Source organism: Colwellia sp. 6M3, assembly GCF_014077595.1.
Classification (GTDB): domain Bacteria; phylum Pseudomonadota; class Gammaproteobacteria; order Enterobacterales; family Alteromonadaceae; genus Cognaticolwellia.
On sequence record NZ_JACGWF010000007.1, the window covers coordinates 12,320 to 38,550 of the forward strand.

The following is a 26,231-nucleotide window of genomic DNA, read 5'->3' on the forward strand; positions in this document are numbered from 1 at the left end:
TTAAACTGAAGTATTTCTGCTGATTACCCTAGAGCTAATTTCCCTTTGGCGGGAGAGGTGATGCTCTCTTGTTTTTACAGCTAACCTAAAGTTATTGTAAATATCAGCCATTTCAGAGTTAGCTGTCCAACCCATAGCGTATTTTCTGATATCCTCTTTTGTTTGAGAGTCAAGGTTCAGTTCTTTAGCTAAGGAATCAATATTTACATCAAAGACCTCATTCCATTTATATCGGAGCGTATGTGGTGTGACCTCTACGCCTAAAATATTACTTAGTTTCTTAAAAATACTATTGTAATTCCGCAAAGCCAGAGGTTTCCCTATTGTTCCTCTACAATTTTTTTCGGTCACAAATACAAACTCATGTGTATCAGTGTTTGGTATGTGGCTTCGTATCTCCTTAATGTAATATTCAAGCCTCGATGCCAACTCAGGGCTCAGCGGGGAAACATGAGGCTTAGTTTTTTGAGATGCTCTATTTCTTCTTGGATCTGTTACATCATCAGGGATTTTGGTAACCCTAATTCTCGGTTCTTTGTCATTAAATACATCACTTATTTTTAATTTGGCGACAGCTCCTCGCCTTATCCCTGTATCGATAAGGATTTTGATTATTAACTCATTCCTAATTTTTGAACTAAATGGATTGTTGTCGTTACTAGGATTAATTATGTCAAGTAACTCAAAATATTTTTCGTCAGAGAAATTAGACATGAAAGGGTCGGATATTTTTTTACTCCAACTCCCCATTGATTTTTTTGAAGTGACCAACTCAATCAAACATTCTTTATAATTATTTTGTTGAGCTTGCGTTAATACTTTGCGGGCATGATTCCGACGAAAGACAAATTTGAAAAAATGAATAAAAGTATCAAATCGACCTTTAGCTGTACCTTCTTCTACAATATTATCAGTTGGCTGATTTCGAGCCATTAAATTTCTAAGTGACACTTGGGTGAAAATTGTTGTAACGACTTCTTTATCTACTAATTGCGCTTTCAACTTACACGACTTAGCAAAGATACTAATTTCTTCCTCACTAATAAAATTTAACTCTTCAATGCTTTGAATCAAATCTATCCCTCTCTTTTTGAAATACTTAAAAATAAACAATAACTCATAAGCTTTTCTCTCTATTGTGTTACTAGATTTTCTCCCAAGTTCAACCTGTAGGTAATATGTAATTATGTGATGTAGTGGAATATATCGATCATCAGAAATACTATAACGAGTTTTTCCATTATTTTTGTATGTAATAACCTTCATAATTGATTTCCGTATTTTATGGTTACTTAAGTGTACAGGTAAAAAAAATAGTTTACATTATAAAAACGGATGTAAATAAATATAAACTTACTATCTTATTGTTCTTACAATGGAAACTATTATTGTTAACCGATTATTTAGTTTCTGATAATTATATTACACATAATTTGCCACCAGAAACACACACCATAATTTTATCGCCGTCTTCAATCATATTGTATTGGGCAATCGCTTGGCCAACATGACGTCGTAAGCGTTTTTCAAGCTTTTCTAATTGTGTGTTTTGGCTTGGAGATAAGGCCGATTTTAAAACTGCGCTCATAATAAATTCCTAGTAAATATTGCCGCGTAGTATAGCCGAAGTAACTACATGAACAAAGTTGAACTTAGTGAATTTATTTATCTATTTTAAGTTGATAGTTTTAATGCCGTCGCGGCTTGTTCTGCCCAAACACCATAAGCAAGTGCTGACGGGTGAAAGCCATCTTGAGCCAAATATTCAGACGTAAAAGGTATGTCAATTGTTAGGACGCAACATTGGCTATAATTTGCTGTGGTTTGCATCATTAAGGTATTTAGTCTTTTTGCGCGTACTCCTAGCCACCATCTTAATGGTTGCATAATGCCGGTAAATAAATGCATCGGAGGAAGTGCTGTCAACAACACTTTTGGAGTACCAAATTTGGTGCTACATAAGCTTACAATAGCCTCTATATTGCTAACCCAGAGACTTTCTTTTGTGAGGCCTGTTACATCATTTACACCAATAGATACCAAAATAAAGTCAAACGTTTGTGTTTCTAACTTTTCAATTTCATTGATTAACTGTGTTGAAGTTAGGCCCGTACTCGCTACTAATTGCCAGTTTACTTGATTGTTAATAGCAAGGTTGTTTGATAACTGGCCTGACAATGCATTTTTTTGTTCGTGTGTACCAACACCTGCTGTAGCCGAATCACCAATTATCAATAAACTAATTGGACTGCCATTACCTGTAGAGCCTGAGCGTTCACCTAATGCTTCTGGGAGTTTTATCATGCTAAAACGCACCCATATCGCTTGTAAAAGTAATAAGGGCAGGAGTATCACCGTGCTAATGTAATAAGGTATAAGTCTAAGCGGTTGTTTTATCTTCAATGATAAAGTCCTGATGATGATCTATAAATGATATGTATAGCGTAATAAATATTTGAAGACAAACTTATAACAATTGTGAAGAGAAGATCGTTGGAAATTAGCTTGAGTAATTACCTGTAATTTATTGTAGTTAAGCTAGGGAGAAGTTTTAGCGTTTTATTAAAGCGTCACCTTAAGAATATTTCTATCAATCAGTGACGCTCTTTTAGCTGTATTTTACGTAATAAAGATTTTATTTAACGTCCAAGGGTGAAACGTAACCCTCAGGCTTTAACGCAAGTACATCACAGTTTAGTCTATCAATTACATGTTCTGCTGTATTGCCAATTAGCGCTGCAGATAAACCTGTACGTCCAATGGTGCCTAAAATAACCAGTTCTGCGTCTAAGGCTTCGGCGACACTTTGTATAATATCTTCAGGTAAGCCTTCTTTAATATGAGTGTATTCTTTAGTAATATTAAACGCAGTTGCATGTTCTAACATCGCTTCTTCATGATGTTTTAACATGGCGAGGTTGTAATCATTGGCATCAAACTCTGGAATTTCTATCGCAATATTTACCGGCGTACCAGGGAAAGAATTAACCAAATGTAGGTTTGCTTTCATAACTTTAGCTAGCTGTTTTGCTTCTGCCGTAATTTTATCATTAAGCGCTTTATGCTCTTCTTCTTCGCTGCCAATATTCAATGCAGCAACAATATTGCCATTTTCAGGCCATAAATGCTCTTTCACTAGCAAAACAGGGCAAGGACATTTACGTAAAATGTGCCAATCGGTAGGGGTAAATATTACTGATTTAAATTTGTCGTGTTGATGTGTACCTTTAATGACTATGTCGTAATCATGATCAATAACTTGTGCAATTATTTGCTCGAAAGGACGATTATGCCAGATAACTTTACAATCAATGGTGATATCTGTTACATCGAGTTCAGCAAGTAAAGACTGTAACCATTGAGTACGATCATTTATAACAGATTTACACATAGCTTCACGCTCGTCGCCTGAAAGCATAGTGGTCATCTCATAAGAAAAGTCATATATGGTCAAAAATGCGGTAATACTTGCGCCAGTTTTTCGCGCTAATTCTAATGCTCGTTTTACCGCTTTTTGATCTTCTGTTGTGGGGTCAACAATAGCGAGTATTTTTTGATACTTTTCCATAGCTAATTCCTTATCTTTGCCTGTGGGTATTAGGCCAAACTAAACAGTTAATATATATAATAACAATAACTTATTTTGTAATAATAATAGTTGTTTTAAATCAAATTATTATCATTTATATAAGCTATTTTATATTAATCATAGCGTTAAACTGTTGAATAAGAAAGTATGAAAAAAGGCTGATAAAATTTATCTTAAAGTCCAGCACACTCATTTAATTTTTCAATATTTACAATGGTAATCAGTTTGCCATTAACAGCAATTAAACCATTTTTATCAAAGCGATTAAGGAGTCGGCTTATTGTTTCAACCGTTAAACCAATATAGTTACCAATATCGCTGCGCGTCATAGATAAGCGAAATTCAGAGGCTGATAAGCCACGAGCATTATATCGACTGCTTAAGGTACTAAAAAATGTAGCTAGGCGTTGCTCTGCATTTTTACGATTAAGCAACATTAGCATTTCATGGTCTTCACGAATTTCAGTGCTCATCATGCGCAAAATCTGTTTTTTTAACTTAGGCATGCTGTTAGATAAATGTTCGAGTGTATTATAAGGAATTTCGCAAACCATTGAGGTTTCTAATGCTTTAGCAAAACTTGGGTGCTCTGCATTAGCAATGGCATCAAAGCCAAGTAAATCACCTGCTAAATGAAAACCGGTAATTTGTTCTTCGCCTTGTTTGTTGATGGTATAGGTTTTGAATGTGCCCGAACGAATCGCGTAAAGCGCCTGCATAGGCTGACCATCATTAAAAATCTGCTCTCCTTTTTGAATAGGGAGCTTACGGTCAATAATGTTATCTAGAGTCTCTAGCTCTTGATTATTAAGCGAAAATGGCAAGCATAACTCACTAATACTACAGTTTTGACAGTGAATATGTTGCTGATCGGTACACGATTTATTATTCATAACAGCCTATAAAAACTTCCATGCTGAACACCATATTAGATGCGTTAGCTATATGCTATTAGTATAGAGTAAATGCCGTATGAAATCACCAAAATGGCGGCTAGTTTTCTAAAAACGGGCTGAGTTAATAAAGACTTCACACTGAAAGTGCCGAGTGATACTGACAGCAGCGCAGGTAAAGTACCAAGACCAAAGAAAAACATGATCAAAGCGCCATTTAAAACATCGGCGCTTGCTAATGACCACGTTAACGTAGAATAAACTAAGCCACAGGGTAACCAGCCCCAAAGTGCTCCTAACGCCAATGCACTCTGTATGTTTTTAATGGGCATGAATTTTTTAGTATAAGGTGAGATGTAGCGCCAAATGTTTTTACCTAAATACTCTATGCGGCTTAACCACATTAACCATTGTCCTAGATACAAACCTAGTAGGATTAGAAACACACCTGCAATCGTTTTTAAAATAATAACAGGAAAACCAATATTTTTAGCCGCCATTGAACTGGTGAATGCTACCAAGGCACCAATTAAGCTGTAAGACGCGATTCGGCCAAAATTATAGGCAAATATAATCGCCATTTTTTTATGGCGAGCATGGTCAGATATGCTCGTGGTTAACATGGTGCTAATGCCGCCACACATTACAATACAATGGCCAGAGCCTAGTAAACCAATTATAAATGCGGAAAAAAAATCAAGCGTCATGAGATGACTTTTCTGCTTGTTTTTGTTGCTCGTCGATTTCGCTTAATTCACTGTCTTTTAATTTACTACTGTTGTTTTTATTGCGAATGATATTGTCATTTTCATCATCAAATAAAATGCTCATACCTTGTTTTTCTAAGTCATCAAATTGCTCAGTTTTTACCGCCCAAAAAAACAGATATATGCCAATAGAGGTGAGTAATACAGCAATAGGAATTAATACGTAGATTATGCTCATTTTTTTAGCAGCCTTAATGAATTTGTTACGACTAATATTGAACTGGCCGACATGCCAATTACTGCCATGTAAGGCGCTATATGCCCTGTTACGGCTAACGGCAATACAACCGCATTGTATCCAAAAGCCCAAAGGTAATTTTGCTTTATAACGCGCGTTGTTCGAATGGCAACCTCTCGCAATGTTTGTACGCCTTTAAGCTTATTGTTTAATAATATGACATCTGCGCCATTTTTAGCAATATCAGTACCACTGCCCATGGCAATCGATAAATGAGCGGCGCCTAATACTGGGCTGTCGTTTACCCCATCGCCTACCATAGCAACAGTATGCGAAACTTGTTGATGCTTTATGGCGTTAACTTTGTCTTGCGCTGACAAGTTAGCTTGCACATTACTTAGTTGCAATATTGATTGTAATTTATTGCAGCCTTGGAGGTGATCGCCAGATAACATGCTCGTTTCAATACTTTGTTGATGTAGAAAATCAATTAAAGGTTTCGCGTCATCACGTAAGCCATCATGCAAATAAAATTCAGCGATTAATGTTTCATCTTGCATGAGTACGCACTGAGCACTAAAACATGCCTGTTTGTCATCGTTTAATAACCACGAGCTTTTGCCGATACGATAGTGCTGGTGATTAACTTCACCTGAGATACCTGCGCCAGGAGCCACAACAACTTGGGTAGTTGTTTGGTTAAAATCACGAAATGGTCTAAAGGCTTTTGCTAACGGATGAGCTGAGTGTGCTTCTAACGCCGCGGCAATAGCAAGCACCTGTTGTTTACCTTTTGACGTACTATCAGTTGAATAATCACCATAAGTTTTTACTTCAACAATCGTGAACTCACCTGTAGTTAATGTGCCTGTTTTATCAAAAGATATCGCATCGACTTCAGGCATGGTTTCAAGCACATGAGCTGATTTAATCATGATACCTTCACGATTTAGATTCGTTGTTGCACAGGTAAGCGCCGTTGGTGTTGCTAACGCCAATGCGCAAGGGCAAGTTACAACAAGAACAGATAAAGTAATCCAAAAGGCTTCTTCAGGGGCGTGTTGCAGCCAATATATTGCCGTGGCAATTGAAACCATTAAGATAAGCGCAACAAAGTATTGGGCAATTTTATCTGACAATTTTGCCAACTTTGGTTTATGGCTTTGAGCACTTTCACTCAAGCGAATTAATTGGCTTAAAAAAGACTCTTGGTTGTTATGTTTAACTTTTGCGGTTAGGTTTCCATCGCCATTAATGGTACCCGCAAATATAGCGTCTAATGCTTTTTTCTGTAAGGGCAGTTGTTCACCTGACAACATTGCTTCGTTTATTTGGCTCGTTCCGGTAATTATTTCACTATCTGCGGGGATAGTTTCCCCTGGCTTTATTAAAATAATGTCATCAGCTTTTAAGTAATTCGCGGAAATAAATTGTTCAATACCGTGTTCAACTTTCGTTGCGGTCATTGGCATTAACTTTAATAGATTTGCAGAAACATCAGCGGCGCGACTACGGGCTCTAAATTCAAGAAATTTACCAATAAGCAGTAGAAAGGTAAACATAGAAACAGATTCGAAATATACCTCACCTTGCTGAGTAAATGTTGCCCAGCAACTCGCCATAAAGGCCAATAAAATAGCAATAGATACTGGCACATCCATTGAGAGTTGACGTGCTTTTAAAGCAAAAAATGCGCTTTTATAAAAAGGGTAGGCGCCATAGCTGACAATAGGTAGAGTTAAGAAAAAGCTTGCCCAACGCAAATACATGACATTGTGTTCTGTCATATCTGAAAAAGCACCAAAATATAAACCAAAAGCTATCATCATTACTTGCATCATTAAAATGCCAGAGATACCTAAGCGTTTGATAAAGTTTTTAGCTTGTTTGTTATTTAATTTTTCAGCAGTACTGGCCTTGAATGGCAAGCCATGATAGCCAATTTTATCGATTAAACTGAGAATGTCGCTTAATTTAACTTGGCTTTCTTGCCACTGCACTGTCGCTCGTTGCGTTGTGGCGTTCACATTAATCTTATTAACGCCTTCGAGCTTGCTCACTTGCATTTCAATTAACCATGCACAAGCCGAGCAGCTTATGCCATCAATGGTTAAAATGGTTTCTTTGAAGCCATCATGATAATAAGTAAACTCATTTTGTAAGTTTACATCGTCAAGTATTTCATTGCGTTGAAGTTTTTCAGGTATTAATACTTCACCTTTTTGCGCTGGTGCGCTACGAAAGCGGTAAAAATCGGTTAGGTTGTTATCAACAATCGTTTGTGCGACAGCTTGGCAACCTATGCAACACATAGGTTGATCAATATTGTCGATGTTTGTTATTAAATGAATACCCTTGGGAACGGGTTCGTCACAATGAAAACAAGCTTTGCTCATTAATTTATGCTCACTAATCTACAGGCTAATTAATTTGCTACTGACAGGTCCGGTTTTATCGCAATAAAGTCAGATTGAGGTAGGGTGAGCACGGTTTGAATTTTCCAGTGGTTCTCAAAAGGACTAATGGTTACTTGCCACTTACCAGAAACATTCTGCTCAGCTTCAAAAAAATGCGTAAAGTCACCATTGCCATCAGCCGTTAATGCTAAATAAAAATCTCGGTCCGCTAATGTTGGGTGATAAAAATTTACATTCAATAGTGGGAATGTTTTTTCGATACCTGTCGGGCGAATAGTCAATTGGTCATCAACAAGTTTCAAACCAAAACTCATACCGAGTTTTTGTGCTTGTCTAACTTTGCCTAACTCTAGGTTTATCGCTTTACCTTTTTTATAATAGTCGCCCACAACCAGAGGGTCTGGATCGCTATTGGCTATAATAAAAGTCACAATACCGGCAACTACGGCTGTAAAAGGTAATATAAACACTAACCAAGCCCAAGGCTCTTGATACCAAGATGTTTTCATGAAAATTTCTTATTTGCTGAAAGAGTGAACATTATACGACTTTTCTTATGTGGTAACTATTAAAAAACCTGTTATGTAACAAACTTTAACTTAATGAATATTCATCAGTATAAGTTAATTCACCCGCAGGAAACTTGAGCTTGCAAAGTCTATTTACATTGCATTTATTAAAGGAACAACCCAGTTTTTAGTAATTATAATTCTAAATATAACAAGTAATTAGAGACACTTCCCTGAAAAGATAAACATAAAAAAACCTTGGTGCTTTGCAACATCAAGGTTTTAGTATCACGATATTTTTAGCGACTACTCTTGCGATAAGCTATAAACATAGGCACTGATAACATGAATTTTTTGTTCACCTAGGATTTTATCCCACGCTGGCATTATACCGGCACGACCGTTAGCTATTGAATATTCAACAGCACGCTGAGAACCGCCATATAGCCAAGTATTATCGGTTAAGTTAGGAGCGCCAAGGGCAATACCCATTGCGTCACTACCTTTACCTTCACTACCGTGACAAGCTGCACACATAGCAAATTTAACTTTACCTGCTTCTGCTGCTTTAGCATCAACTTCACGACCACTTAAGCTTAAAACGAAAGCAGCTACTTCTTTAACGCCTTGCTCGCCGCCTAATGCTGCGCTCCAAGCCATCATGCCATTAGCTTTACGACCGTGCATTAGTGTGGCTTTAATCATTTCTGGTGAGCCACCATATAACCAGTCTTGGTCCGTTAAGTTAGGGAAACCAGTAGCGCCACGAGCATCAGAGCCATGACATTGCGAACAGTTTTGTATAAACAACCGTTGCCCAACTTTACGTGCTGAAGTTGCTTCTTCATCGTTAGCTGTTGCTAAATCGGCTATTTCACGCTTTGCGTAAGCATCAAAAATTGGTCCATATTTTTCATCAGCAGCAGCAACTTCACGATCGTATTGTACTAACAAGCCTTTTTCTTTAGCTAAAGCCGATTTTTCTTTAGATTCAGCTAAATTCAAAATACCTTGGTTAGAACTTTCCCAGCCAGAAAAACCTTTCCAACCACCTAAACCGTATACAGCGATGTAGAAAAAGCCCCAAAGAATGGTTAACAAAAAGAAATTACTCCACCATTTAGGTAGTGGGTTGTTTAGTTCTTCAATGCCATCGAAAACGTGTCCTGTAGGCTCACCTTCAGGAACATCTGCAAAGTTCTTTAAACACATGCGTAATAGTAAGTAACAACCTATCAATGTGCCAAGGGTTAGAACCGATACCCAAATAGTCCAGAAGCTAGACATTATCAGTCTCCTGCTTGTTATTTTTGTTAGTGTGGCTTATTTCAGTTTCAGTTTTTTCTTCAAAAATTGAATTTGCCGCTTCATCAAAAGATGATTTGCGTTTTTTTGAATATGACCAAACCACAATAACTATAAATAATGCCAATATTAATAGGGCAATAAGCCCTCTAAGCGTGCCGTAATCCATCATATTATTTCAACGCATGACCAAGAGACTGTAAATATGCAATTAATGCATCCATTTCTGTTTTACCTTTAACTGCTTTCTTTGCACCAGAAATATCAGTTTCAGAATAAAGAGGAATAGCATTACCTTGCTCGTCTTTGTGGCTTCTATTACGCGTTAAAAAGTTGAATGTAGATAACTTTTTAGCGGTTAATTCGCCATCAAGTGTATTTTCAGCTAGCCACTTAAATGAAGGCATATTTGACTCTGGCACCACTGAACGTGGGTCAAGTAAATGCGCACGATGCCAATCATCACTATAACGACCGCCAACACGAGCTAAATCAGGACCAGTACGTTTTGAACCCCATAAAAATGGATGTTCCCATACTTGTTCACCAGCCACTGAGTAATGACCGTAGCGTTCTGTTTCAGCACGAAATGGACGGATCATTTGGCTATGACAAACATTACAACTTTCACGGATATAAATATCACGTCCTTCCATTTCTAATGGTGTATAAGGACGTAGATTATCTACAGGTGTATTTGTCGCTTTTTGAAAGAAAAGTGGCGTAATTTCAACTAAACCACCAACGCTTATGGCGAGGATAGTAAAGATTGCAAACAAGCCAACATTTTTTTCAAACTTTTCATGTTTATTTTTCATCGTTGGCTCCTTAAGCTACTTTAACTGCTTCAAGACTATTGTCTTTAGCATAAATTGTTTTAAACATGTTGTAAGCCATCAGTAAGAAGCCTGATACAACTAATACACCACCAACAAAACGCATAAAGTAGAATGGGTAAGAAGCCGTTAAACTTTCAACAAAACTGTAAGTTAACGTACCGTCAGTATTAACTGCACGCCACATTAACCCTTGCATTACGCCAGAAATCCACATAGCGACAATATATAAAACAACACCAGATGTATGTAGCCAGAAATGCACGTTGATTAAACGTACGCTGAACATGCGACCTTGGTTAAAGAGTACTGGAATTAAGTGGTATATAGCACCAATAGATACCATAGCAACCCAACCTAGTGCACCAGAATGAACATGACCAATAGTCCAGTCAGTATAATGCGAAAGAGCATTTACCGACTTAATTGCCATCATCGGGCCTTCAAATGTCGACATACCGTAGAAAGACAACGAAACAATTAAAAAGCGAAGAATAGGATCATAACGCAGCTTATGCCATGCGCCAGAAAGCGTCATTATACCGTTGATCATCCCACCCCAAGAAGGCAAGAATAGTACGATTGACATAACCATACCAACTGATTGTGCCCAATCAGGCAGTGCAGTGTAATGTAAGTGATGAGGGCCTGCCCAAATGTATAATGAAATCAATGCCCAAAAATGAACAATAGATAAACGGTAAGAGTAAACAGGGCGCTCAGCTTGTTTTGGTACGAAATAGTACATCATACCTAAGAAACCAGCGGTCAATAGAAAGCCTACGGCATTATGTCCATACCACCACTGCATCATGGCATCAATCGCACCAGGATATATGGAGTATGACTTCATCATAGAAACTGGAATAACCATACTGTTGCCAATATGCAATACCGCAACGGTTAGAATGAAACCACCAAAGAACCAGTTTGCCACATAAATATGAGAGGTTTTACGCTTGATCAAGGTACCAAAAAACACAATGGCGTAACAGATCCAGACCACGGCGATTAAAATATCAATTGGCCATTCTAATTCAGCGTATTCTTTGCTCGAAGTATAACCCATGGGTAAAGTTATAACGGCAAGTACAATAACGGCTTGCCAACCCCAAAAGGTAAAGGCAGCTAATTTGCCACCAAAAAGCGTCGTTTTACAAGTACGTTGCACAACATAATACGAAGTTGCAAACAATGCACTGGTACCAAAAGCAAAAATTACCGCATTGGTATGCAGCGGACGAAGACGAGAATAGGTTAACCAAGGTGTATCAAAATTTAGTGCTGGCCAAATTAATTGCGCCGCAATAAGAACACCTACAAGAGTACCAACGATCCCCCAAATAACAGTCATTACGGTGAATTGACGCACCACATTGTAGTTATATGACGGATGATCAAGCGTTGTTGTCATTTTATTGTTCCGTTACTAGGTTAGATTTTGCAGTTTTGTATAAAAAAGAGTCTTTTTCACGAAAAATGCTGAGAAGCCATGATAAATGTCACACTCGAAAAACGAGTTGTTTCAGAATCTATGTGATTTTACCTTTCGCCTATGCCATAAATCAACCGTAAAACTTGATTTAAATCAACAAAAAACCTGCATTCTCATTATTAATGTTCGGTATGTTGAAAACCAACTTTCGATTAATTGCTGTATCTATAAAAGGTTAGCGCTAAAATTTGCATAAATTAGCGAAATTGCGGGTTAAAATCATGGCGTAATTTTGTACAACTTTTTTTTAAATAAATATTCAAAATTCATCAGGGTTATTGCTTTAATCACCGAATTAAAAGTGTTTCTAGCTTTTTAGTCGAAATGCCCGTTACTGAAGAATGCAAAAGAGAATTATCGTAAATTTGTAATCACTAAAGCAACAGCTGAAAAAATGAATAAATAAACCTTATGATTGTGTATTATAGCGGACAAATTCCTTTGTTTTATTTCATCTATGAATATTGTTGAAAAAAATCCCCAATGTTTTTTATTTACACTAATAACAATATTTTTATCTCTGGTACTTATCGCCTGTAGTCCTGAGAATAAATCAAATTTAGTCGCTGACAATGCCTCACCAAAAATTGCCCAATGTATTGTTGATCAAAGCCAATGTGAATTTCAGTTAATAGATGCTCAAGCTCAAGTTTTATTCGATGTTGATAAAATAGTCGCGGAGCAGCCATTTAACATGGTGATTAAGTATCAAGGCAAAGATAGCTTAAAAAGTATTAATGGCTACCTTGAAGGTGTTGACATGTATATGGGGAAAATACCGTTATTTTTTGAACCTCAGTTATCAATTAATGATATCGCTGGTAAAGCAACTGAAAATTCGACTTCTGCAATCATCAAATCTGCACAGTTACCTGAGAAAATTAAGCAAAATAGTAAACAAGCTTTTCAAACTGAAGTGTTGGTAGGAAGTTGTTCTGCAGCACAAATGAAGTGGCGTATTTGGTTAACGTTTATTACTGAAGAAAACAAAAAGCAAACTAAAATGTTTACGGTGCAGAGTTACCGTATTTAAAACCGTTTAGGCCATCCTTATTTAAAATCATATATACGTACTTACTAAGTAGAGTTATCAATATAACCATCTTGTTCAGGGTAATTAAGTATTACTTGTAAATGGTATGGTATCGAGACTCAAGTTTGATAAATACTGCAAATACCCACTAACTCGTGGCTAACCAAATAGCGACTAATATCATTAAGCTACCTGATATTTTATTCAGTAATTGTACATTGTTACGTTTAGTTAATACTTTGCCGATAGTTTTTCCACCCGTGGCATACAGAGTCATACAAATAAATTCAGACATCAGTATAACTGCCACTAAAATACTCAACTGGGGAGCTAATGGGAGAGTTTGGCTAATAAAAGGGGGTAGTAACGAAATCATAAACGCCCAACCTTTAGGGTTGGCAATAGCCGTTAAAAAACCTTGTTGGAATAAACTACGCCTTTTAATTGATTGTTGATGTTGATTTGGGTCAGTGGCAAGTTTACCTTTGGCTCGCCACATATTGATCCCTACATAGAGTAAATATAGCGCTCCTAAAATTTTAAAACCTTGAAATAGCTGGGGCACAGCTGTCATTATCGTTGCCACACCTAAAACAGATGCAATGGCTACCGTTGCTACACCCAATAACTCACCATACATCATCCAAAAAGTCTTTCTCACCCCAATAGTAATGCCTAAGCTCATAGCTAAAGTCATACACATACCTGGTGTAATACTCACGATAAAAAATGTAGGAATAAAAATGCTAAGCAAGGTGAAATCTATCAAGGTATTAAGTGCCTGAAGGTTGATTGAAAAGGATAATAACGCAACTTAGCTGAGGATTAATCATTAAAATATAAAATTTTATAAAAAAATAGGTTTTTTTCAGAATAAGCGCATAATGATTAAAGGGCTTAAATTAAGATCTAATTGGGTCGGAGTAAAAATATGCTAACCGAAAAAAATTCTCGCTATATTGATTCTTTACCTCGCTTTTCCTCGAAAGCTGTTAAATGTATGTTTTTTGCAGTCAACATTTTTTTAGTTAGTGGTTGTTCGTCATTAGGCGTACAGCCTTGGGAACGCGATTTGTTAGCAAAAGGTGAAATGGCTTTAACATCTTCACCGATTGACTCTGCCTTAGATGATCATATCTACTTCAGTAAAGAAGCTTCAAGTGGGGGTAAAAGCTTTGGTGGTGGGGGTTGCGGATGCAATTAATTAAAAAAAAGCGTCCCGTTAATATCAAAGCCGCGTTAACGCTTGCAGCATCGGCTTTGTTGGGCACCATCCCTAAAACTGTTATCGCAGCAGACAATACAACAGCAGCTAAAAAAGCATCACAAGATACTGCTTGGGATTTTGAAAGTGCACTTTTATTTTATAGTGAAAGCGACCGTGTTTCAGCAGCTGAAGCTATTTTAAATGGTCAAAAAACCTTTGCAAATGACGAAATTTTAAATCTTAAACTTACCGTTGATGTGTTAACGGGAGCATCAGCCAATGGTGCTGCTGCTCAACCCAATATTCAAACTTTTACTAGACCCTCAGGTAAAGGCAGCTATCAAACACAAGTCAATAAAACACCACTAGACGACACCTTCAAAGACACCCGTGTACAGTTTAATGCCCAATGGACTCAGCCTTTAGCCGATAATTATACGGGTAGCGCCGGAGTTTACCTTTCGAAAGAATATGATTATTTATCACTGGGTATTAATGGCAACCTGGCTTATGACTTTAATCAGAAAAACTCAACGTTCTCGGTTGGATTAAGCTACTTTCATGATACTTTTGAACCCGAGGGCGGTATTCCATTAGCATTCGCATCAATGCCAAGGGCTTATGGTAATAACGACAATGCGAGTAATAGTGGAACAAAGGCTGACTTTGATCTTACTCGCAGAACCGATAGCGACAATAAAACCACCGCAGATATTATGATCGGCTTTACACAAGTCATTAACCGTCGAATGATCACGCAGTTTAATTATTCTTACTCTAAGGTTAGCGGCTACTTAACCGACCCTTTTAAAGTATTAAGTTTGGTTGATAATACAGGCATCGCACAAGACTATGTTTATGAAAACCGCCCAGACTCAAGATTAAAACAGAGCCTTTTTGCACAAACAAAATATCACTTTGAAAAAAATATTATTGATGTGTCGTATCGTTATATGTGGGATGACTGGAAAATTGACTCGCATACTATTGATTCAAAACTTCGCATGCCATTATCTCGCTCTAGCTATATTGAGCCTCACTTTCGTTTTTATCAACAAAGTGCCGCCCAGTTTTACCAACCGTTTTTAATTGAGCCAAACGCGATACCTGAATTTGCCAGTGCAGATTATCGTATCGGCGAAATGAGTGCATACACCATAGGATTAAAATATGGTACCAAGCTTAATGGCGGAAATGACTTGTCATTTAGGTTGGAATATTATCGACAAGACCCTACCGATGCTGGCCATAAAGCGCCCGATGCATTAGCCGAGGTTGATTTATATGAAAGTGTTGATGCGGTGATAGCACAAGTAACCTATTCGTTTTAAAGTGCTTGGTAGGTATAGTTAACTTTTAAATGATTAAGCGTTAGGAAATAGTGTGAACAAATCATCGCAAAGGCGTATTCAATTATTGAAAACTGATGATGGTCATAGCGTTACATTTGACGCTATGGCTAGTCCTTGTGAAGTGCTAATTGCCAATAGTGATAACCAACTTGCGCTGAACTTGGGCGAACGTATTGCTAATGAAGTATGGCGAATCGAAGATAAATACTCCCGTTATAATCCAAGCAGTGTTTGCTCAGCTATTAATAATAGTATTGGCATCCCTATAGCTATCGATCAAGAAACCTACTTATTACTCAACTTTGCTGATACTTGCTATGAGCTCAGCGAAGGTTTGTTTGATATTACCTCTGGCGTGTTACGTCAAGTTTGGCAGTTTGATGGTAGTAATAATGTCCCAAGTCCAGATCAGGTAGCACATACCTTAGTCAATATTGGCTGGGATAAAGTGAGCTACGATGAACAACAAATAACACTACCGGCAAATATGGAAGTAGACTTTGGCGGTATTGGCAAAGAATACGCCGTTGATCGAGCGATGATTATTGCTAACGAATTTACCAACCTTCCCGTTTTAGTCAATTTAGGTGGTGATTTAGCGGCAAATAAACCCCGTAAAATAAACATGCCTTGGCAGGTGGGTATTGAACACCCAGGGTTTGTAGAACATAAAACGATGGTCGTCAGCTTAATGCAAGGAGCACTAGCCACCAGTGGAGACGCTAAACGATTCTTATTAAAAGATAATATTCGTTATAGTCACATATTAAATGCGAAAACTGGCTGGCCAATTGTGCAAGCACCACGTTCTATTACGGTTGTGGCTCCGCAATGTATTCAGGCCGGTATATTAGCGACATTAGCATTAATGCAGGGCGAACAAGCCGAACATTTTTTGACTGAACAAAATATTAAGTTTTGGGCTATTCGTTAATTATTTGAATTATTTCTAAGTATGTTTAGCGTTAATTCTGCTTTAAATCTTGTATATAAAGAGGAGGGGCGTTTAATGTTGCTGCGCGTTCACATCCATGCAAACGCAGCAAAACATCTGTTGTTTTAAAAGTAGCATATGTGCTGATTTTAAAACGAAAGCAGGTTAAATGAAAAACAGTTTATTCTCGATAAAAACCAATATGTTGATGAAAACGAACAATTAACTCTTCTTTATCATTATTATATTTAAGTTTTTGGGCAATGCTATGCAAAACAGATTCTATTTGATTTAAAAATTTACCGTAACCATGGCTGGTTTTATCTTGCTCACTGGCAACAAAAACGAAATGAACACTATCAACAAGTTCTTCAGCGGCCCATTTACAGGTATAACCACTATTTGCACTTTTCGGGTTATAGCCAATCATCATTAACTCACCTTTTGCTACGGTAGTTTCATCGTCACTGCGACGTACAATCGGTACTAATCCATTCGCAATAAGTGCACCATTGTTTAAGTTGTGTTTCTTAGCGGCACTCATAAACGCATCAGCGATATAATTGTAGAGTGGGTTGTAGTTTTCACCTTCACTATGGTCAAGCTTCACAAGTTTGCTTAGTCGACGGTTAATGGGCATATCAACAATGGCATATGTTAGTTCATCGGTATTGGCCGGAATAGAAATTTCATCTGGCGCATAACGATTTGAGATGCTGCGTAACTTATGTACTTGATTACCTTGTACGCCTTTATCTTTGGCAAATAAATCATAAGTGAGGTGCTGATGGTCACAAATGCGTACTTCTTCTGTTTCCATACCACTTTGTTCAGTAAATTTTGTGATCGCTTTAACAACTTTTTGATGAAATATTGCCGAGTTATGTCTTATTTCATCACCATTAGACAAAAACACTAAATGAATTTTACTGGCTTGCTTTGTCGCATCAAAATAGGACTTCTGACTGAAGTGGTAACGTGAGTTATACAAAAACAGAATTTGTTGTTCTGTTTGAGCGGTAATTTTTTCTGGGCTAAATCGAATGCGAGTGAATTTGTCATTAGCAACAAATTGGCCACTTTCAATATCTAATTCTTCGTTGATTTTGAAGAATAATTCAGACAACTTCTTATAAAAAGCTAAAAATGGTTGTTCGCTGTTGTGATCAACTGGGCCTGAAATTCTCTCGATTAAGCTGTCTGTAATAGCAAACTTAGCAAGTAAATATTGGTTTTCACGTGCAGAGGAAGGAATGTGCACTTTGTGTTGAACGCGTCTTGTACGAGAGATTGGCATAACAATTAACCTATTAATTTAAAAGTTCATCATAGTAGTATCATTAAATGTGGTCAAATATGATATATACCAAAGAGCAGATCATTATTTGCACAGATTCGCTTTAAGTGCAGGTAAACATAGTGATATTAAGGACGAAGGCTTAGTTTGCAAGGCTTTCAAGCTGTTTATAATATAGACATAAATACAGACATAAAAATTTAGCGCAGGCTTTAATATTTCTTTGCACTTTACCTCTACCTAAATGAGAGCAGATTTGTATATAATCTCAGAGTCTTTCTCAAATAAAGTATAAAAAACATGAAAAAATCTTTAGCTTTTACCTTATTAACCTCAGCCGTATTTTTGGGCTGTGGAGCAGGCGATGCTGCTACAAAAACTAATAACGCCGCCGATGTAACCGCAAGTTATAACAGTATTAACAAAGAACAACTTACCGAGCACATTAAAACACTTGCTTCAGATGAATTTGAAGGTCGTGCACCATCAACTAAAGGTGAAAAACTTACGCTTGATTACTTAACCAAGCAACTCACCGCTATCGGTTTTAAACCAGGTAATGGTGATAGCTTTTTACAACCTGTGCCTATGGTATCAATTGAAGCGTCATCAGATATGGCTTTATCTATAGGTGGTAAAGAATATCAATATGGCCATGATATGGTTATGGGCTCAAGCCGTATTAGTGATTTTGAACAGCTTAAAGACTCTGAACTAGTATTTGTTGGTTATGGTGTTAATGCGCCAGAATACCAATGGAATGATTACGAAGGGCTTGATGTTGAAGGAAAAACAGTTGTTATTCTTGTCAACGATCCCGGTTTTGCCACTAAAGACCCAGCATTATTTAATGGTAATGCCATGACATATTACGGTCGTTGGACATATAAATATGAAGAGGCGAGCCGCCAAGGTGCAGAAGGCGCAATAATTATTCATGAAACTGCACCAGCATCATATGGTTGGTCAGTAGTTGAGCACTCATGGACAGGTCCACAATTTGGTTTTGTTCGTGAAGATTTAAATAAAGATCGTGTTGCGGTTGAAGGTTGGGTTAATAGTGATGTTGCCAAAGAACTTTTTGCTAACGCAGGTTTAAACTTTGAGCAAGAAAAAGCAAAAGCCGCTAAGGGCAGTTATCATGTTGATATGGGTGATTTAACCGCTTCTGTTGCGGTAAAAAATACCGTTAAAAAGTCTACTTCGTATAACTTTATTGCTACTTTACCCGGCAGCGTAACACCAGATGAGCACATTATTTATACCGCACATTGGGACCATCTAGGTAAAGATACCAGTAAAGAGGGCGACCAAGTCTATAATGGCGCGGTAGATAATGCATCAGGTACGGCAGCACTTATTGAAGTAGCTGAAGCATTTTCAAAACTACCTATGGCACCAGAACGTTCAATCACCATTATGGCAGTAACCGCTGAAGAGCAAGGATTATTGGGTTCTAAGTTTTATGCGGCAAACCCTGTTATACCTGCAGCTAAAACAGTAGCTAATATCAATATGGACGCATTAAATGTTAATGGTCGCAGTAAAGATGTTTCAGTTTATGGTTTAGGGCAATCTCAACTTGATGACTACTTAATCGTAGCGGCTAAAAAGCAAGATCGTGTTATTTCAGGCGATCCTCGTCCAGCGGCCGGTATTTACTACCGTTCAGATCACTTTGCATTCGCCAATATTGGTATTCCAGCCCTTTATGCTAAGAGTGGTAAGGAACCTGTTGATGAAGCTACAAAAGCCCTACGAGCGCATTTAGACCCTATTTTAGCCAAGTGTTACCACAATGCTTGTGATGAATATAGCGAGCAATGGGACCTTTCAGGTGCTGTCGAAGATATCCAAGCTTTCTTTGAAATTGGTTATGAATTATCACATCAAAATGTGTGGCCGCAGTGGAGCAAAACATCAGAATTTAAACGTTAATAAGCACATAGCTTAAAACCAAAGCAGCAATTAGTTAATTGCTGCTTTTTTTGTTCTGAAACATAACACCTAAAAAAAAGTAGGGTCAGATACACATTAAAATTTATCTTTTCAATTCTATTATAAAGAGCAAATTATACTTTAAAAATTCTTGTTCTATACTAAGAGCAATTTAAATAATAAGGATATTATTTATGGCTCGCCTGCCCAGAATTCAGCTAATAGACATACCACAACATATTATTCAACGAGGAAATAATCGCAGTTTTTGCTTCACAGATGAGCAAGATTTTGCTGCTTACGCTCATTGGCTAACTGAGTACTCTATTAAATATTGTGTTGATATACACGCGTGGGTTTTTATGACCAATCATGTACATTTACTTTGCACACCGCGGATACCAAATGCAATTAGTTTATTGATGCAAAGTTTAGGTCGCAGGTATGTGCAGTATTTTAATCATAAATATCGAAGAACTGGCACGCTCTGGGAAGGACGATTCAAATCTTGTTTGATAGAAGATGTTTCATATTTATTGCAAGTATATAAATATATTGAATTAAATCCAGTTAGGGCGAGAATGGTTGACGAACCATCGCAATATCTTTGGTCTAGCTATCAAATTAATGCATTAGGAAAACAATCCCCATTATGTACACCTCATCCCGCATACGAGGATCTAGGCGCTGATTCATTTGTACGCCAAAAAACATATCAGTCTTTATTCAAATATCAAATAGCTCCTTTACTAATTGAAGATATCAGAACGTCATTAAATAAGGGCCTAGCATTGGGCAGCGAATGTTTTAAATCTAAAGTAGAGCAATCAACAGGACGAAGAGTCAGAGAAGCGAAACTAGGCAGACCTTTAGGTAGATGTAAAAAAGTAGGGTCAGATACACATTAATTGATTTTAGTCGCTTTACTAATTGTAAGAGGAGGATATTGATCTCAATACTTTTTGATGTTGCTCGTTTAGAAAGTACCAACAGGGCTATTAAATGTGTATCTGACCCTACTTTATTTTAGACGAAAAAAAAACTGCTAAATAGCAGGTTTCTTTAATGTGGCTCCTCAACCTGGACTTGAACCAGGGATAAAAGCTGAGTTAATAACAGCACAGTCCGTTGCTCTGTCAACTGAGCTATTAAATGTGTATCTGACCCTACTTTATTTTGGACCCAGCTTTATTTCAGATGAAAAAAAACCTGCTAGATAAGCAGGTTTCTTTAATGTGGCTCCTCAACCTGGACTTGAACCAGGGATAAACGCTGAGTTAATAACAGCACAGTCCGTTGCTCTGTCAACTGAGCTGTTAAATGTGTATCTGACTCTACTTTATTTTGGACCCAGCTTTATTTCAGACGAAAAAAAACCTGCTAAATAAGCAGGTTTCTTTAATGTGGCTCCTCAACCTGGACTTGAACCAGGGACAAACGGATTAACAGTCCGTTGCTCTACCAACTGAGCTATTGAGGAATTGTTCTGTACTACTATAATCGTTTTTACTTTAAAATAAAAACCATCACATTTTAATGTGGCTCCTCAACCTGGACTTGAACCAGGGACAAACGGATTAACAGTCCGTTGCTCTACCAACTGAGCTATTGAGGAATTGTTCTTTTTACTATAATCGCTGTTAATAAAATTAAAAGCCATTACTTAATATTTGGCTCCTCAACCTGGACTTGAACCAGAGACAAACGCTGACTTAATAACAGCACAGTCCGTTGCTTTGCGTAGCAACATTGAAACCAATATCTTAAATTTGGCTCCTCAACCTGGACTTGAACCAGGGACAAACGGATTAACAGTCCGTTGCTCTACCAACTGAGCTATTGAGGAATTGTTTTGAAAGCCGCTATTGGCTAACGGGGCGGAATATTAAAGGCCGCATGTCAGACTGTCAATACAAAAATTACAAAAATATCATTTTATTGGTTGTTTGCTCAAATAGCAGGCATTGTTTGCCTTATTTTTGCTTTTGTTGATGATTTAATAATCAGAAGTTGATTTTGTTAATATAAAATATAGTTATCCACTTAATCTGTGGATAACTATGTGAGTTAAAGTGTAACTTAACGTAATATGAACGGTAGAATGCGGCTTGCAGTCAAGTGTTGTTTTATTGCGCTGTTAGTTTAATTTGTTTTATAACAATAGGTTAGATGTGTTATGTTGGCTTTGTAGCCATGTGCGTTTGTTTTTTGTTCAAGCACTATTTTTTATACATTTGTTGTGCATTTCTCTACAGAATAGTGTAATGCCAATTATTTCCATGATATTATTTTTTCTGAAAATATCGTTATTACTATCTTAAATAAAATATATACGTAGCGAGTCCTATCATGATCTTTTACAATGGTCGACGCATTCGATCTATCACTTATTTTGAAAAAATTAATGACTGAAACTAAACATATTCACCAAATTAACCTACTGAAAGATCCCGTAGCCCCCACATTAAAAACCATGACCATTCCGATGATTTACGGCATGATTTTATTGATGACTTTTAACTTGGTTGATACCTTTTTTGTCGGTTTATTAGGTACTCAGCCATTAGCGGCAATTAGCTTTACTTTTCCTATTACTTTTACCGTGATTAGTTTAACGATTGGTTTGGGTATCGGTACGTCTGCCGTTATTGCCAAAGCTTTAGGCAAAGGCGATAAAGAGTCCGCAAAAAGTTTAGCCACCAGTTCATTATACTTAGCAGCAATCATAGTCGGTATTCTTGCCGTAATTGGCTACTTACTGATTGATGAAACATTTTTACTTTTAGGGGCTAGCGAAGCACTATTGCCTTTAATTCATCAATATATGGATTTATGGTTTATCGGTTGTATCTTGTTAATCGGCCCGATGATTGGTAACGCTATTTTACGTGCAGACGGCGACACTAAAACGCCCAGTATAATTATGGGCAGCGCAGGTTTAATAAATGCCGTATTAGACCCTATTTTTATTTTTGGTTTTGGTCCTGTACCTGCCATGGGTATTCAAGGCGCCGCAATAGCGACATTAGTCTCTTGGGTATTTGGCTTAGGTTATGTTTTATATATTTTAGCGGCTAAGCGTGGCTTAATTCATAGCCATTTAATGTCACTTAAAGACTTTATTTGCTCGTCACGCGAAATTTTACGTATTGGCTTACCTGCGGCAGGCGCGAATATGTTGACTCCGATTGCTTCAGCTGTTTTAACGGCTATAGTGGCTGAATACGGTGTATCAGCCGTTGCGGCATTTGGCGTAGGCTCAAGAATTGAATCTATTGCCTGTTTAGTCGTTTTAGCACTTTCAATGACTTTACCACCATTTATTAGCCAAAATTTTGGTGCCGGTAGCATGAGCCGTGTCGAGGAAGGTTACAAAACCTCGATAAAATTTGTGCTTATATGGCAAGTGCTCATTTATGTTGTACTGGTGTTAGCTGCTCCCTTAATCGCAGATATGTTCTCTAAAGAGCAAGCGGTAGCCGATATTATTAAGTTATTCATTTGGATTTTACCCTTAGGTTATGGTTTACAGGGCGTTATTATTTTAACAAACTCATCTTTCAATGCCTTACATAAACCTATGGTTGCATTAGTATTAAGTGTTATTCGTTTATTTATTTGCTATGTACCTTTATCATATCTCGGTAGCTTATGGTTTGGTTTAGAGGGCTTTTTTATCGGCGCATTACTGGGCAATGTAGTGATGGCGGCTATTTCATATAACCTGTTCAGTAAACAATGTGATAAAGACCGCATAAATGTTGAGGTTACTGCTTAATGAAAGCGCTAAAAATACATTCAGATTATATCCCTAGCGGCGACCAACCAACGGCGATAGCAAAATTGCTTGATGGTATTGACTCTGGGTTAGCGCATCAAACGTTATTGGGCGTAACAGGCTCAGGTAAAACCTATACCATTGCTAATGTAATTGAAAAACTCAATCGTCCAACCATGATGTTAGCACCAAACAAAACCTTAGCAGCGCAACTATACGGAGAAATGAAAGACTTTTTCCCTGATAATGCGGTTGAGTATTTTGTTTCGTATTATGACTACTATCAGCCAGAAGCCTATGTGCCTACAACCGACACGTTTATTGAAAAAGATGCCTCGGTAAACGAACATATCGAGCAAATGCGTTTGTCGGCGACTAAGTCACTGTTAGAGCGCAAAGACGTTATTATCATCGCCTCAGTGTCTGCCATTTATGGTTTGGGTGACCCTGACTCTTATTTAAAAATGATGTTGCATGTAAGTGTTGGCGACATTATTAATCAGCGCGACATATTAAGACGTCTAGCTGAGCTGCAATACACCCGAAATGACGTGGCGTTTCAGCGTGCAACGTATCGCGTACGTGGTGATGTAATTGATGTTTTTCCTGCAGAGTCAGACCGCATGGCGCTGCGCATTGAGTTATTCGATGAAGAAATTGAGCGCATTAGCATATTTGACCCCCTAACCGGCGAAGTTGAGCGTACCGTTGCTCGTGTTACCGTTTACCCAAAAACACATTATGCTACCCCACGTGAAAAGATATTGGCGGCTGTTGATAAAATCAAAATTGAATTAAAAGACAGAGCAGCTCAGTTAAAAGAAAACAATAAACTCGTTGAAGAGCAGCGAATAGTGCAACGAACTCAGTTCGATATTGAAATGATGACAGAGCTTGGCTATTGCTCAGGTATAGAAAACTATTCTCGTTATTTGTCTGGTCGTGGCCCAGGTGAAGCGCCGCCAACATTATTTGATTACCTGCCTAGCGATGGCTTATTAATTATTGATGAATCGCATGTTACCGTGCCGCAAATTGGCGCTATGTACAAAGGTGACCGTTCGCGCAAAGAAAACCTTGTTGAATATGGTTTCAGATTACCTTCAGCGCTTGATAACCGCCCAATGAAATTTGAAGAGTTTGAAGCATTATCGCCACAAACTATTTATGTTTCTGCCACGCCAAGTAATTATGAGCTTGAAAAATCTGCCGGTGAAATTGCTGAGCAAGTAGTGCGCCCAACGGGCTTACTTGATCCACAAATAGAAGTGCGCCCTGTTGATACACAAGTTGATGATCTACTCTCTGAAATTCGCAAACGCGTAAAAATTGATGAAAGGGTATTAGCCACTACATTAACTAAACGTATGGCGGAAGATTTAACCGATTACTTAGACGAGCATCAAATAAAGGCGCGTTACTTACATTCCGATGTAGACACCGTTGAGCGAGTAGAAATAATTCGAGATTTTCGTTTAGGTAAGTTTGACGTTTTAGTGGGTATTAACTTACTTCGTGAAGGGTTAGACATGCCAGAAGTATCGCTTGTTGCCATTCTTGATGCGGATAAAGAGGGCTTTTTGCGCTCAGAGCGTTCACTCATACAAACCATCGGCCGAGCGGCACGTAATATAAACGGTAGAGCCATTTTATATGCTGCAAAAATTACTGGTTCAATGCGAAAAGCTATTGACGAAACTGATAGACGTCGCGCCAAACAGCATCAATACAACCTTGATAACAATATAACGCCACGTGGAGTAAGACGTAATATTTCAGATGTTATGGATCTTGATGGTGGGAAAACTCGCGCGGCAGCAGCATTAAAAGCGGCAGAGCCAGCGTCAGAATATGAAACCTTAACCACTAAACAGATTGATGTGAAAGTGCAGGAACTAGAAACGCAAATGTTTAATCATGCGCAAAATCTAGAGTTTGAATTGGCCGCGTCAGTGCGAGATAAAATCAAACAATTACGTGATTTACAGCTAGTAACTTAAAGCGTGAATAGAGTAGCTTTATAATCAAAGTAACCCCAAATTCACGCAAAATTTAATACCCAGCTAAAGACGCTTATGGCTTGTATGCATAGCCTATAAATACAAGCCATACAGATTGTACTTTAGTCCTTCAAGTATCAAAGCTCTAAAGTACCCAGCTTATTAAAGCATCGCTTCAATATCGCTAGCAATATCTGCTGGCTTGGTGGTTGGGCTATAGCGCTTAACCACTTTGCCTTGGTTATTCACCAAAAATTTAGTGAAATTCCACTTAATGCTTTTACTGCCTAACAAGCCTGGCGCTTCGTTTTTCATATAATCAAATAATGGGTGGGCATTTTCACCATTAACATCAACTTTACTAAAAAGCGGGAACGATATATTAAAGTTAAGATCACAAAATTGTTTAATTTCGCTGTCGTCGCCTTTTTCTTGTTTACCAAACTGGTTACAAGGAAAGGCTAATATTTCTAAACCTTTTGCTTGATACTGTTGATACAAAGCTTGTAAACCTTGATATTGCGGAGTAAAACCACAAGCACTAGCGGTATTAACCAACAGCATTACCTTACCTTGATAAGTAGATAGCGGCACAAGTTCGCCAAGATTGTTATTGGCACTAAACTGATAAATGTTGTTATTCATAAAAAACCTTACAGCAATATTAATTGCACACAAATTTGCGACAATTTAACGTCAAATA

23 protein-coding genes, 3 tRNA genes and 1 pseudogene are annotated in these 26,231 nt (G+C 37.7%); 8 read left to right on the plus strand and 19 right to left on the minus strand.

All coding sequences use genetic code 11. The features are described 5' to 3' along the window. From H4J50_RS02895 to ccoN, 13 genes and pseudogenes are all read right to left on the minus strand, one after another. Complete coding sequence (locus H4J50_RS02895) at positions 1-1,266, minus strand: site-specific integrase (protein ID WP_182254349.1); 1,266 nt, start codon at positions 1,264-1,266, stop codon at positions 1-3. Positions 1,267-1,432: 166 nt separating this feature from the next. After that, a pseudogene (locus tag H4J50_RS02900) lies at positions 1,433-1,588 on the minus strand (tRNA 2-thiocytidine(32) synthetase TtcA); the annotation flags it as partial. An 86-nt stretch (positions 1,589-1,674) separates the two neighbouring features. After that, positions 1,675-2,304, minus strand: coding sequence for an SGNH/GDSL hydrolase family protein (locus H4J50_RS02905; protein WP_108455528.1), 630 nt, complete (start codon positions 2,302-2,304; stop codon positions 1,675-1,677). Positions 2,305-2,635: 331 nt separating this feature from the next. Next, on the minus strand, positions 2,636-3,568 hold the full coding sequence (uspE, locus tag H4J50_RS02910) for a universal stress protein UspE (protein WP_108455529.1): 933 nt from the start codon (positions 3,566-3,568) through the stop codon (positions 2,636-2,638). Between the two features lie 194 nt (positions 3,569-3,762). After that, positions 3,763-4,482 carry a fumarate/nitrate reduction transcriptional regulator Fnr gene (fnr, locus tag H4J50_RS02915; RefSeq protein WP_182254350.1) on the minus strand — a complete coding sequence of 240 codons (720 nt, stop codon included), beginning with the start codon at positions 4,480-4,482 and terminating at the stop codon, positions 3,763-3,765. Positions 4,483-4,526: 44 nt separating this feature from the next. Beyond that, positions 4,527-5,189 (minus strand): sulfite exporter TauE/SafE family protein, encoded by a 663-nt coding sequence (locus tag H4J50_RS02920; RefSeq protein WP_182254351.1) that lies wholly within the window; start codon positions 5,187-5,189, stop codon positions 4,527-4,529. After that, a complete protein-coding gene (ccoS, locus tag H4J50_RS02925; protein WP_182254352.1) occupies positions 5,179-5,427 on the minus strand; it encodes a cbb3-type cytochrome oxidase assembly protein CcoS in 249 nt (82 codons plus the stop codon). Before ccoS ends, H4J50_RS02920 begins: the two co-directional genes overlap by 11 nt. Then, a complete protein-coding gene (locus tag H4J50_RS02930) occupies positions 5,424-7,823 on the minus strand; it encodes a heavy metal translocating P-type ATPase (RefSeq protein WP_182254353.1) in 2,400 nt (799 codons plus the stop codon). Before H4J50_RS02930 ends, ccoS begins: the two co-directional genes overlap by 4 nt. Before the next feature lie 29 nt (positions 7,824-7,852). Further along, positions 7,853-8,353 (minus strand): FixH family protein, encoded by a 501-nt coding sequence (locus tag H4J50_RS02935; RefSeq protein ID WP_182254355.1) that lies wholly within the window; start codon positions 8,351-8,353, stop codon positions 7,853-7,855. Positions 8,354-8,659: 306 nt separating this feature from the next. Next, a complete protein-coding gene (ccoP, locus tag H4J50_RS02940; protein WP_108455535.1) occupies positions 8,660-9,640 on the minus strand; it encodes a cytochrome-c oxidase, cbb3-type subunit III in 981 nt (326 codons plus the stop codon). Then, positions 9,633-9,830, minus strand: a complete 198-nt coding sequence (locus H4J50_RS02945; protein WP_404842734.1) for a cbb3-type cytochrome oxidase subunit 3 — start codon at positions 9,828-9,830, stop codon at positions 9,633-9,635. The genes ccoP and H4J50_RS02945 overlap by 8 nt, the downstream gene beginning before the upstream one ends. Position 9,831: 1 nt before the next feature. After that, positions 9,832-10,476 (minus strand): cytochrome-c oxidase, cbb3-type subunit II, encoded by a 645-nt coding sequence (gene ccoO / locus H4J50_RS02950; protein ID WP_108455536.1) that lies wholly within the window; start codon positions 10,474-10,476, stop codon positions 9,832-9,834. A gap of 10 nt (positions 10,477-10,486) precedes the next feature. Beyond that, entirely contained in the window at positions 10,487-11,908 is a 1,422-nt protein-coding gene (gene ccoN / locus H4J50_RS02955; RefSeq protein WP_108455537.1) for a cytochrome-c oxidase, cbb3-type subunit I, read from the minus strand. Positions 11,909-12,446: 538 nt separating this feature from the next. Between ccoN and H4J50_RS02960 the strand changes: the two genes are divergently transcribed. Next, positions 12,447-13,022 carry a hypothetical protein gene (locus H4J50_RS02960; RefSeq protein WP_182254357.1) on the plus strand — a complete coding sequence of 192 codons (576 nt, stop codon included), beginning with the start codon at positions 12,447-12,449 and terminating at the stop codon, positions 13,020-13,022. 148 nt (positions 13,023-13,170) lie between these two features. On the opposite strand, the gene H4J50_RS02965 is transcribed toward H4J50_RS02960, so the two are convergent. Further along, a complete protein-coding gene (locus H4J50_RS02965; protein ID WP_182254359.1) occupies positions 13,171-13,791 on the minus strand; it encodes a LysE family translocator in 621 nt (206 codons plus the stop codon). Between the two features lie 231 nt (positions 13,792-14,022). On the opposite strand from H4J50_RS02965, the gene H4J50_RS02970 reads away from it, so the two are divergent. From H4J50_RS02970 to H4J50_RS02980, 3 genes are read left to right on the plus strand one after another with little or no spacing between them, the layout of a single operon-like run. Next, positions 14,023-14,226 carry a DUF4266 domain-containing protein gene (locus tag H4J50_RS02970; RefSeq protein ID WP_182254410.1) on the plus strand — a complete coding sequence of 68 codons (204 nt, stop codon included), beginning with the start codon at positions 14,023-14,025 and terminating at the stop codon, positions 14,224-14,226. Then, complete coding sequence (locus H4J50_RS02975; protein ID WP_182254361.1) at positions 14,217-15,560, plus strand: DUF3570 domain-containing protein; 1,344 nt, start codon at positions 14,217-14,219, stop codon at positions 15,558-15,560. The genes H4J50_RS02970 and H4J50_RS02975 overlap by 10 nt, the downstream gene beginning before the upstream one ends. A gap of 52 nt (positions 15,561-15,612) precedes the next feature. Then, the gene (locus H4J50_RS02980; protein WP_310733249.1) at positions 15,613-16,515 is read left to right on the plus strand and encodes an FAD:protein FMN transferase; all 903 of its coding nucleotides are present in this window, start codon (positions 15,613-15,615) and stop codon (positions 16,513-16,515) included. A 181-nt stretch (positions 16,516-16,696) separates the two neighbouring features. Here the strand turns inward: H4J50_RS02980 and H4J50_RS02985 are convergent, their stop codons facing one another. After that, positions 16,697-17,812, minus strand: a complete 1,116-nt coding sequence (locus H4J50_RS02985) for a DUF3083 family protein (protein WP_108455541.1) — start codon at positions 17,810-17,812, stop codon at positions 16,697-16,699. 300 nt (positions 17,813-18,112) lie between these two features. Here H4J50_RS02985 and H4J50_RS02990 point away from each other — a divergent pair, with 300 nt between their 5' ends. Next, a complete protein-coding gene (locus H4J50_RS02990) occupies positions 18,113-19,750 on the plus strand; it encodes a M28 family metallopeptidase (protein ID WP_182254363.1) in 1,638 nt (545 codons plus the stop codon). A gap of 194 nt (positions 19,751-19,944) precedes the next feature. Then, positions 19,945-20,658 carry a transposase gene (locus H4J50_RS02995; protein WP_108455543.1) on the plus strand — a complete coding sequence of 238 codons (714 nt, stop codon included), beginning with the start codon at positions 19,945-19,947 and terminating at the stop codon, positions 20,656-20,658. Positions 20,659-21,154: 496 nt separating this feature from the next. On the opposite strand, the gene H4J50_RS03000 is transcribed toward H4J50_RS02995, so the two are convergent. The 3 genes from H4J50_RS03000 to H4J50_RS03010 form a co-directional block, all read right to left on the minus strand. Continuing rightward, positions 21,155-21,230: transfer RNA gene (locus H4J50_RS03000), tRNA-Asn, on the minus strand. Positions 21,231-21,289: 59 nt separating this feature from the next. Continuing rightward, positions 21,290-21,365: transfer RNA gene (locus H4J50_RS03005), tRNA-Asn, on the minus strand. A 155-nt stretch (positions 21,366-21,520) separates the two neighbouring features. Next, positions 21,521-21,596, minus strand: a tRNA-Asn gene (locus H4J50_RS03010). Between the two features lie 558 nt (positions 21,597-22,154). Here H4J50_RS03010 and H4J50_RS03015 point away from each other — a divergent pair. After that, positions 22,155-23,528, plus strand: a complete 1,374-nt coding sequence (locus H4J50_RS03015) for an MATE family efflux transporter (RefSeq protein ID WP_108457771.1) — start codon at positions 22,155-22,157, stop codon at positions 23,526-23,528. After that, the gene (uvrB, locus tag H4J50_RS03020; RefSeq protein WP_182254365.1) at positions 23,528-25,528 is read left to right on the plus strand and encodes an excinuclease ABC subunit UvrB; all 2,001 of its coding nucleotides are present in this window, start codon (positions 23,528-23,530) and stop codon (positions 25,526-25,528) included. Before H4J50_RS03015 ends, uvrB begins: the two co-directional genes overlap by 1 nt. Positions 25,529-25,690: 162 nt before the next feature. On the opposite strand, the gene H4J50_RS03025 is transcribed toward uvrB, so the two are convergent. Further along, positions 25,691-26,173, minus strand: a complete 483-nt coding sequence (locus tag H4J50_RS03025) for a glutathione peroxidase (protein ID WP_182254367.1) — start codon at positions 26,171-26,173, stop codon at positions 25,691-25,693. Between the last annotated feature and the right edge of the window lie 58 nt (positions 26,174-26,231).